This window comes from Microcystis sp. M31BS1, from assembly GCF_020245285.1.
GTDB lineage: Bacteria > Cyanobacteriota > Cyanobacteriia > Cyanobacteriales > Microcystaceae > Microcystis > Microcystis panniformis.
In genome coordinates, this window is sequence record NZ_JADBVE010000102.1 from 1 (window position 1) to 9,210 (window position 9,210).

General features: G+C 37.7%; 7 protein-coding genes and 2 pseudogenes. 6 read left to right on the top strand and 3 right to left on the bottom strand.

What is annotated here, in order from left to right; genetic code table 11:
- Positions 1 to 653 (bottom strand): RNA-guided endonuclease InsQ/TnpB family protein (locus IM509_RS05900; protein WP_287716693.1); only part of this gene is annotated, 653 nt, incomplete at its 3' end.
- A 192-nt stretch (positions 654 to 845) separates the two neighbouring features.
- Positions 846 to 1,376 (bottom strand): annotated as a pseudogene (locus IM509_RS05905) (hypothetical protein); the annotation flags it as partial.
- Between the two features lie 459 nt (positions 1,377 to 1,835).
- On the opposite strand from IM509_RS05905, the gene bchL reads away from it, so the two are divergent.
- The 5 genes from bchL (at position 1,836) to IM509_RS05930 (ending at position 7,508) form a co-directional block, all read left to right on the top strand.
- On the top strand, positions 1,836 to 2,705 hold the full coding sequence (bchL, locus tag IM509_RS05910; protein ID WP_002759152.1) for a ferredoxin:protochlorophyllide reductase (ATP-dependent) iron-sulfur ATP-binding protein: 870 nt from the start codon (positions 1,836 to 1,838) through the stop codon (positions 2,703 to 2,705).
- A 387-nt stretch (positions 2,706 to 3,092) separates the two neighbouring features.
- Positions 3,093 to 4,493 carry a ferredoxin:protochlorophyllide reductase (ATP-dependent) subunit N gene (locus tag IM509_RS05915; RefSeq protein ID WP_052277437.1) on the top strand — a complete coding sequence of 467 codons (1,401 nt, stop codon included), beginning with the start codon at positions 3,093 to 3,095 and terminating at the stop codon, positions 4,491 to 4,493.
- A gap of 170 nt (positions 4,494 to 4,663) precedes the next feature.
- Positions 4,664 to 5,947: an AAA family ATPase gene (locus IM509_RS05920; RefSeq protein WP_185237386.1), complete on the top strand. Its 1,284-nt coding sequence runs from the start codon at positions 4,664 to 4,666 to the stop codon at positions 5,945 to 5,947.
- Between the two features lies 1 nt (position 5,948).
- On the top strand, positions 5,949 to 6,593 hold the full coding sequence (locus IM509_RS05925; RefSeq protein ID WP_052277435.1) for an RloB family protein: 645 nt from the start codon (positions 5,949 to 5,951) through the stop codon (positions 6,591 to 6,593).
- 111 nt (positions 6,594 to 6,704) lie between these two features.
- The gene (locus tag IM509_RS05930) at positions 6,705 to 7,508 is read left to right on the top strand and encodes a nucleoside phosphorylase (RefSeq protein WP_185237387.1); all 804 of its coding nucleotides are present in this window, start codon (positions 6,705 to 6,707) and stop codon (positions 7,506 to 7,508) included.
- Here IM509_RS05930 and IM509_RS05935 read toward each other — a convergent pair.
- The gene (locus tag IM509_RS05935; RefSeq protein ID WP_052278514.1) at positions 7,505 to 8,434 is read right to left on the bottom strand and encodes a DUF1350 family protein; all 930 of its coding nucleotides are present in this window, start codon (positions 8,432 to 8,434) and stop codon (positions 7,505 to 7,507) included. The genes IM509_RS05930 and IM509_RS05935 overlap by 4 nt on opposite strands.
- A gap of 383 nt (positions 8,435 to 8,817) precedes the next feature.
- Here IM509_RS05935 and IM509_RS05940 point away from each other — a divergent pair.
- A pseudogene (locus tag IM509_RS05940) lies at positions 8,818 to 9,108 on the top strand (hypothetical protein); the annotation flags it as partial.
- Positions 9,109 to 9,210: the final 102 nt, after the last annotated feature.

A 9,210-nucleotide genomic window follows, 5' to 3' on the forward strand; every position in this document is an offset into this window, starting at 1 on the left:
AGTCGTTTTTCTGACTTTCTTAAATAACGTGGATTCTCTACAGTATTACCTTGGGCATTGGTATAAAATTCCTTTAACCCTAAGTCAATTCCTGTTATTTGTCCCGTCGGTTTATGGTATTCTTGCCGTTCTACGTCAATCAGAAACTGGCAATAATAACCGTCAGCACGTCTAACAACTCTTACCCGTTTAATCTGTTGCTCTGAATAATAAACTAACGTCTTTTGACTACACCATAAATCAAATTCTCCTGCTTTAAAGCCATCAGTAAATCTAATTTTACGTCGATCATCAGATAGTTTGTATCCTGTTAGTTTATATTCAACCGAACGGCTATGCTTTTTGAACCGAGGAAACCCCTTTTTTCCCGGTATCTTGGCATGACAATTCTGGTAAAACCGATTAATTGATTGCCAGGCTCTATCAGCAGCCGATTGACGAGCTTGAGAGTTTAATTTATTAACCCAAGGTGTCTCTTTATTGTTAGCTAGTACCGCACAAAGCTTTTGGAGATCATTGCGGGTTGTTCCTTTATTTTCTATCCAATGACGAACACAAGAGTTACGCACAAACTGAGAAGTTCTAATAGCTTCATCGAGCCGGTGATATTGCTCTGGTGTTCCGTTTTTTAGCTTTGCTTCTACGACTAGCATCTAACAATTCTCGACCATTGGATAGTTTAATTATAACACAGTTTACCCATAGATGGTAGTATTAAATCGATGCTCCGTTGCTGACCTTTCGACTTCGCTCAGGGTCATTGATATTCTGGTCTGATTTTATCCACCGCAAAGGTGAGTATCTTGTCGAAAAATTTAGCGGGGGCATTCATCCGACATTTTAGGTAACAATAGACCAGAGAATAAGCATAACATACCCCAGAGATAATAGGGATAATTATGGTGGTGTTCTAGCAGTGCTGACAAGGTATCTAAGGGACTTTTGGCAATAATTTTCTGAGTTTGATGTATATTCACAAAACTCTCAAATCGGGTTTTAAAATCACTAGCTGACTGCACATCCCGAAAATTCTCGATGTAGAGATGGTTATTTCTTCCGACCAATAAAACCGTGTTATTAACAGTTTTTTCCTGCTCAACACTGATAAAAACTTCCTGATAGACAGCCGTAGCTTTAATGTGAGTTAAAGAAAAATTTTCCCGACTAGAAACAGGAAAATTATACTCTTGGACATATTGACAATCTATTCTTTTTGTGCCTAACCTCATGCAGTTGAGATAAGCGCGCTGGAAAGAAACCAAATATGCTAAAAACAGCAAAGGAAACCCAGCCAGAAAAAACGCCAGAAAAGGACGATATTTAGGAGCTTTATTCTCTAATAAGAGTGTAGTCAGCGTTTTTTGCTTAACTCGCATGGGAAACCCTAGAGGTACTTTGTTCTAATTGTACTACAGATTTTTTCGGCATCCTTCTCAGGATCGATTTATTTAATCTGCTGACGGGGAAAATTGTAATGATTATTCACGAAAATCTGACATCAGTCTCTAGACTGGCTCTACCTTGGCCTTTTTTGTCTGGGTTTGGCACGGTAAAACCCTGTTTATCGAGTTTTTGTCAAGCTTTGGCGTTTTTTGTTTATTGTTTTTATTTAAAGTAAATATATACATAAAACTGTTTTTATAAGTTTTTATGACTTTAAAAAACTTTATAAGCTTTAAAAGATTATTTATCTAATTTTTAAGCGTTCAATCTCACTCTAGCTATAGCAGATAAAAATTGAGCCTCTTTCCAAGGGGTGGGGAGATGGTCAATAATTGGGATCAAAGCACTGATAAACAAACTCACCATTCAAGCGCACATTTAGGAGAACTTCCATGCCTTTAACACTCGCAGTCTACGGAAAAGGTGGCATCGGTAAATCGACAACAAGCTGTAATATTTCGGCCGCTTTAGCCAAAAGAGGCAAAAAAGTCCTACAAATAGGCTGTGACCCCAAGCATGATAGCACCTTCACCCTGACAGGCTTTCTGATTCCCACAATCATCGATACCCTGCAAGAAAAAGATTTTCACTACGAAGACATCTGGCCCGAAGACGTTATCTATGACGGTTACGGTGGTGTCAAATGCGTGGAAGCGGGGGGGCCTCCGGCCGGTGCCGGTTGTGGCGGTTACGTCGTCGGGGAAACGGTGAAATTATTAAAAGAATTGAACGCTTTTGATGAATTTGACGTGATTTTGTTCGATGTTTTGGGGGATGTGGTTTGTGGAGGATTTGCCGCACCCTTAAATTACGCCGATTACTGCATAATTGTCACAGATAACGGCTTTGATGCTCTTTTTGCCGCCAATCGCATCGCCGCTTCCGTCCGCGAAAAAGCGCGCACCCATCCCCTGCGACTAGCCGGATTAATTGGTAATCGCACCTCAAAACGCGATTTAATTAATAAATATGTAGATCATGTTCCCATGCCAGTGTTAGAAGTTTTACCCTTAATTGAAGATATTCGCGTCTCCAGAGTTAAAGGTCAAACTCTCTTTGAAATGGCCGACAAAGACCCGATGTTAAGTTACGTTTGTGACTATTATCTCAATATTGCCGATCAGATTTTAGCCAAACCAGAAGGGGTTATTCCCAAAGAATCTGCCGACCGGGAATTATTCACTTTATTATCGGATTTCTATCTTAATGCCGATAAACCGAAAGTTAACGCCGAGGAAGAATTAGACCTGATGATGGTTTAGATTATTTTGTCGGGTGGGTTAGGGACAGCGTAACCCACCAATAACCACCAATAATCACCAATAAACTCTTTTTCTGGGTGGGTTACGGCGAATAATTAACTTATTAGTTAATAGCCTAACTTATCGTCGCCTAACCCACCCTACCCACGGGCCCACCACCCAACTCGATGCAGCTTTAGAACTTAAGTTATCAGTATGTATGTATTTCTTTTGTCAGCTTAATTCCGATGGGGACAAACTGGTAGAAGTCTGAGGATTGAATTTTGATCCGTCAGAAGAAGAAACTAGAAATTTTTAATCCATCAGAAGATAGTAAACTACAAAAGATTAGAGAACAGATAAAACGAGAAAACCTAAATAAACCAAGTTAAAGGAGAACCAAAAAACATGACCGCCACTCAAGAACCGAGCGCTTTACAATTTGATTGTGAAACTGGCAACTATCACACCTTTTGTCCGATTAGCTGTGTTGCTTGGTTATACCAAAAAATCGAAGATAGTTTCTTCCTTGTTATCGGCACAAAAACCTGTGGTTACTTCCTGCAAAATGCTATGGGGGTGATGATTTTCGCCGAACCGCGTTATGCTATGGCTGAATTAGAAGAAGGGGATATTTCCGCTCAACTAAAAGACTACGAAGAACTAAAACGCCTCTGCTTACAAATTAAACGAGATAGAAACCCTAGCGTTATCGTTTTTATTGGTACTTGTACCACCGAAATCATCAAAATGGACTTAGAAGGATTAGCACCGAAACTAGAGTCAGAAATCGGTATTCCTATCGTGACAGCACGCGCTAATGGTTTAGATTATGCCTTTACCCAAGGAGAAGATACCGTCCTCGCTTCCATGGTGCATAAATGTCCCGAAAAAGTTAAGCACGAAGATGAAAAAGAAGAACGGAATGCCATCCAGAAACTCTTAACTTTTGGACGTAAAAAAGAAGATATTAAACAGGAAGAATCGGAATATAAAGACCATCATCCTTTAGTTTTATTTGGTTCCGTTCCCGACCCAATTGTGACTAATTTAACCCTAGAATTGAAAAAACAAGGAGTTAAAATAGATGGTTGGTTGCCGGCCAAACGCTTTACTGAATTACCAGTAATTGAAGAAGGTTATTATGTCGCTGGTGTCAATCCTTTTCTATCACGAACTGCCACCACTTTAATGCGTCGTCGTAAGTGTAAATTAATTGGCGCACCCTTTCCCATCGGTCCGGATGGAACCCGCGCTTGGATAGAAAAAATCTGTTCGGTTTTGGGAGTACAACCGCAGGGATTAGAAGAAAGAGAGGCAAAAATTTGGGAAAGTTTAGAGGATTATCTGCAACTTGTGCGCGGTAAATCGGTCTTCTTTATGGGGGATAATTTACTAGAAATTTCTCTGGCGCGTTTCCTAATTCGTTGCGGGATGACTTGCGATGAAATCGGTATTCCCTACATGGATAAACGCTACCAAGCGGCCGAATTAGCATTACTAGAAAAAACCTGTAATGATATGGGTGTTCCCATCCCGAAAATTATCGAAAAACCTGATAACTACAATCAGATTCAGCGCATTTACGAGTTAAAACCCGATTTAGTGATTACAGGAATGGCCCATGCAAATCCCTTAGAAGCGCGGGGAATTAACACTAAATGGTCGGTAGAATTTACTTTTGCTCAAATTCATGGTTTTACCAATGCGCGAGATATTTTAGAATTAGCTACTCGTCCCCTGCGTCGCAACAATAACCTCAAGGAATTGGGTTGGGACAAGTTAGTTAAAGAGTCAGCAAAAGTGTAATTTTGTTGTCAAAAGTGTACAGTCATCAGGTAAGGAATTGATTTTCCTTGCCTTTTTTCCAGTGATTGTTTGCTGATTCTGAGGACAATTCTTGTTCAAATGCTCAACAAGTGCATAAAATAAAAGTATCGTCTCCTTTATTCCTTAGAGACTGTTAGGGTTAATATGCAATGCTCATCGGATTTAGTGTCGGCAATTATCGCTCTTTTAAAGATGTAGTCACTCTCAGCATGGTAGCTGCGGAGGATGCCTGTGGTAATGATGAGCTTGATAAAAATAATGTTTTTAAGGTTAATCAACAATTTAGTTTACTTAAAAGTGCCGCTATTTATGGAGCAAATGCCAGTGGTAAGAGTAATTTAATTCTGGCATTCAATTTTGTGCGATGGTTTGTCATGAATTCTGCAAAATTACAAATCACTGACAAAATAGATGTGGAACCCTTTAGATTAAATACCGAAACTGTTGATAAACCATCCTTTTTTGAAATAGTTTTTCAGCTAAAAAACAAAACTTATAGATATGGATTTGAAGTAACTCAAAAGCGAGTAGTTTCCGAATGGTTATTTTGTACGCCCAGAAGTCGTGAAACTAAAATTTTTAATCGGCAAGACGATAAAATAGAATATAGCAAAAATATTGAACAAGGTAATATACTAAGAGGATTGACAAAAAAAAATACTCTGTTTTTATCACTAGCGGCTCAATTTAATAATTCTCTAGCGGTGGAAATTGTCTCTTGGTTTAGTCACTTAGGTGTTGTGTCTGGGTTAAATGTGGAATTCTTAAAAGAGATTACGCTTGAGTATCTTTCTGATAGACAAGATTTGATTGATGATGTGACTAAGTTAATTAAAAAATTAGATTTAAGTATTGACAATCTAGAAATAGAAAGCAGAAAAATTTCCTTAGACAGTCTCCTGCAAGATTTACCGGATGTTGTCAGAAATATCATCAGTCACTCTAGCGGTGAAATAAAGTCCGCTACCATAAAAACCTATCATCCAAAGTATGACTCAACAGGTAAAATGATTGAGTTAGAAATTTTTGATATGGACAAACATGAATCTGATGGAACTAAAAAGATTTTGGCTCTGTCAGCACCGATTTTAGACACTTTGCAAAGAGGGGAAGTTTTAGTAATTGATGAATTGGATGCCAGACTTCATCCTTCAATGACTAGAAGTATAATCGAATTATTTAATTCTCAGAAAACTAATCCCAAAAATGCTCAACTTATTTTTACTACTCACGATATTAATTTACTTAGTCATAAATTTTTAAGGAGGGATCAAATTTGGTTTACCGAAAAAAATCATCAAGGAGCAACAGATTTATATTCTTTGGTGGAATTTGCTGATATTAATAATAATACCTTTGAAAAAGATTATATTCAAGGTCGTTATGGCGCAATACCTTTTATTGGTGATTTAAGTACAATTATTGGTAATTAGTATGAGTAACAACAGGAATACTTCTGATTATTTGCGTCGTCAAACTAAGACTAGAGAAACAAGAAAAAGATTTTTAATTGTTTGCGAGGGAGAAAAAACTGAAGTTAACTATTTTAAGGCTTTTGATGTTCCTAAGACAATTGAAGTTACGGTGCGAGGTGAAGGTAAAAATAGCTTGAGTTTAGTCAACAAAGCTATTCAGATTATAGATAATCTAAAAAAAGATGACTCATTTGATCAAATCTGGTGTGTTTTTGATAAAGATAACTGTTCTAAAGAGCAATTTAATCAAGCAGAAAGACTGGCTAAAGAAAATAATGTCAAGATTGCCTATTCTAATGAAGCTTTTGAAATTTGGTTTATTTTACACTTTCAATATCTGGATATTGCCACATCCCGAAGTGAATACCCAAAAATTTTAAATACTCAGATGAAAAAGTGTAAATTATTAAACGAAAAAGAACAATATGCAAAAAATCGAGAGGATATGTACGAAAAATTAAAGCCATACCAGACAACAGCAATCACTAATGCAGCAAAACTTATTCAAGATAGAGATGAAGCCAAAAAACATCCTTTTGATGCCAATCCCTCAACCACAGTACAGGAATTAGTGCAAGAACTTAACATCAATAGTCGTCCTTAAGCTTGATTCTCTTTTGTCAATAATTAAATATTTAATTTTAATTAAAACCTAAAGTTGTTATAATAACTAAAAGCCTATTTAACCAAAGTAACTGCTCTTAATTTGATTTAAATGTCCAATAACTTATCTCACCAAAAACCCTATCATCTCAACTTTAGCCTTGAGGATTTAGGCACGGCAAAACCGACTATCACCCTATTATCGGGGGAACCAGAACGCTCGCGCTATATTGCTGAAACTTATTTACAAAATGCACGTTTACTATCGGATTATCGCGGATTAAATAGTTATCTTGGCTACCTAGATAATTCTACCCCAATTCTTCTGGCTACCAGTGGCATGGGTGCGCCATCTTTGAGTATTGTGGTTAATGAATTAATACAGGTGGGAATTAAAACTATTATTCGTATCGGTACTTGTGGCGCAATTCAAAATAGAATAAAAATTGGTGATATTATTATCTCGCAAGCGGCTTTATGTAGGCAAGGTGCAGCTAATGATATTGCTCCTCCGGAATATCCCGCAGTGGCGGATCCTTTTTTGACAGTTGCTCTAGTCAAATCGGCTCAATTTTTGGGAGTAAATTATCATGTAGGTATTACCGCTTCTGTGGATAGTTTTTATGAAGGACAGGAAAGAATTGTGTCTTCTGCTAATCCTTATCTTCAGCGTCATTTAGAGGGAATTACGGAAGAATATCGACGTTTAAATATTCTCAATTATGAAATGGAAGCGGGAACTTTATTGAAAATGGCGGGGGTTTATGGATTTACTGCCGCTTGTATTTGTGCTGTGATTGCCGAAAGAAGCAAAGAGGAAGGGATTAGTTTAGAAAGCAAACAACAAGCCATAAAAAAAGCGATTCAGGTGGCAATATTGACTGTTAGTAACCTCTCCCTATCCTCAATTGATTAATGTTCAGAAATCATTTTCATTAAGACTTCCTCTTTTTCCTGACTTTGGGGATAACAGGAGATGAGTTTAGCGCGTAATTCCTGAATTGATTTAATCACATTATCGGCTAATTCTTGGTCGCCATTGCGCCAGCCAAGGGGTGCTAGATGGCCGCGATTGGCTAAGGGAACTACTGGTTTTAAGAGTTGTTGACTTAGTTCTTTAATGAACCAGGCTACCGTATCTTTAGCCTGTAGATCCTTAGCAAATGCGATAATTTCCAAGAGTCGAAATAGGTTACTATTGCTAATTAAACAACGGGTTTCCTGCACATTTGGCTGTACGTCTAAACCCAAACTTTGCACTAATTTAGCTAGGGCAGCTATGGGAATTGCGCTATCTATGCCAGCAATTACAGGAGCCAGTAAAAGTGAGGGTTGATTTTTCAGAGATACGGCATGGATATCGGTATTATTCAGCGATTTTTGGATATCTTCGGCTTGATTTTTGCCGACACAACCCCTCAAAACCTGTTCTAGTTCTGTGTTTTCCACATCACTTAAAACTTCTAAAAGGGAGATATATTTACACCCTAAACTATGGCCCATCCAAAAATAATTAGGATTACCAGCAGTCGGATCCTCTAAATACAAATCAAGGTTATCTTCATAGCCTAAAAACTTAGCTTCTTCATAAATAGCCTTTCTCAATCCAATCAAATCTTTGACCATTTCTATGGAAACATTCCAATGGCGAAAAGTAAAACGATAGGGAATAGCAATAATAGTATAGCCCCGCTCAAAGACTTGTTTGAGTAGATAACGATAGAACAGATTGGGAAAAGTGCCGAAGAAAGCACCACCGATAAAATAGACAACCCCAATCGGTTTAGGATTGATAGCAACCCAGTGAAATTGCAGGGGAATAAACTTAAATTCTGCTGTCATTGTTTTTCGGTATGTAATTGTTAATTTGGCGATTAGGGAAACAATCTTATAATGATTAAAAATCTCGGCGGCCAAAATAATCGATCGCCTTGTCTAAGTATGGTATATTAATTTGCTCAAAAAAGTGTATTTTGTTGCGAATATGTAATGATTTTTGACAAAAGTAAATTATCACCCCCAAAAATTCGCTTCTTCTTAGTCTTCTAAGCTAATCTTGATGGGATTAATTTGCCATCGGTAAAGTCAAAACCGTTAGCGACGAGACGATTATAAAGTCGGGGACAACCTAAAGCTAGGGATTGTCCTGACGGCATTTGGTGGGATTAGGAGCTAATAAGGTGAGATAATGGGAAAAAATTGGTTTTAGCTTTAAGGATAGTATTATGTCAGACACAACGCAGTTAACATCAGAACAAATTGCTCAGTACCGTATTGAATTTGCGGACAATGAGAATGTTTTAAGTGCGCTTGATGTTATTGAGGAATGGGAGGGAGATTTAGCAGATGCTGCTGAATCTATTGCCACTCGTAACGGTATTGAAGGGGTAGAAGATAATGCGGATTTTCGTTGGTTTGTTATTGTTCTTAATAAATGTCGTGATTCTATTTGTCAACCGAAGTTGCGAGAAAAATATGGCTCTTCGGTTTGTGTTATGCAATGGACGGGGGTTATAAGGGATGGAACCCTTATAGAGAAAGGCACTTAGCGATTTTTGTCAATTGTTTTTGCTCTAGAGCCAACTAATCAATTAAGTCTCTTACCAGATAAGGATTTA

Bases quoted from the DNA above. Each gene is read 5' to 3' on its own strand.
- IM509_RS05925 (WP_052277435.1), top strand. From the start codon at position 5,949: ATGAGTAACAACAGGAATACTTCTGATTATTTGCGTCGTCAAACTAAG.
- bchL (WP_002759152.1), top strand. From the start codon at position 1,836: ATGCCTTTAACACTCGCAGTCTACGGAAAAGGTGGCATCGGTAAATCG.
- IM509_RS05930 (WP_185237387.1), top strand. From the start codon at position 6,705: ATGTCCAATAACTTATCTCACCAAAAACCCTATCATCTCAACTTTAGC.
- IM509_RS05915 (WP_052277437.1), top strand. From the start codon at position 3,093: ATGACCGCCACTCAAGAACCGAGCGCTTTACAATTTGATTGTGAAACT.
- IM509_RS05920 (WP_185237386.1), top strand. From the start codon at position 4,664: ATGCTCATCGGATTTAGTGTCGGCAATTATCGCTCTTTTAAAGATGTA.
- IM509_RS05935 (WP_052278514.1), bottom strand. From the start codon at position 8,434: ATGACAGCAGAATTTAAGTTTATTCCCCTGCAATTTCACTGGGTTGCT.